1 protein-coding gene is annotated in these 390 nt (G+C 21.5%); it reads right to left on the reverse strand.

All coding sequences use genetic code 11. From position 1 onward, the window contains the following. Positions 1-390 (reverse strand): hypothetical protein (locus OL66_RS03955; protein ID WP_034172082.1); only part of this gene is annotated, 390 nt, incomplete at both ends.

Here is a 390-nt window from a genome sequence, read left to right on the forward strand (position 1 = left end):
TTTTTTTATAAAGTGAATATTATCTATTACAAAACCAATATCAAAAAATAAATTATCTGATGTACAAGAAAATGTTTTAAAGATTAAACTTATTGGAATAGCATTATTTATAGGAGATTTAGTTATTTCTATATCTACAATAAAATCAAGTACATTATCAGCATTCCATCTTTCATTTTTGTTAGAGCCTATATAATTATGACTTTCGGTATCGTAACAAAAAGTATACATTATTCTTTTTTGTATTTTATCTTTTTTTAATCTTAATTTTTTATTAAAAAAGCCTTCTTCTTCTTCAAGTATTTCTTCAAAATCTTCTAAAGATATATAAAATGATTGTAGATCGCTTTGTTGTTCACATATTTTAAAGTTTTGAAAACCTTCTATAGT

This window comes from Chrysanthemum yellows phytoplasma, from assembly GCF_000803325.1.
Lineage (GTDB): Bacteria > Bacillota_I > Bacilli_A > Acholeplasmatales > Acholeplasmataceae > Phytoplasma > Phytoplasma asteris.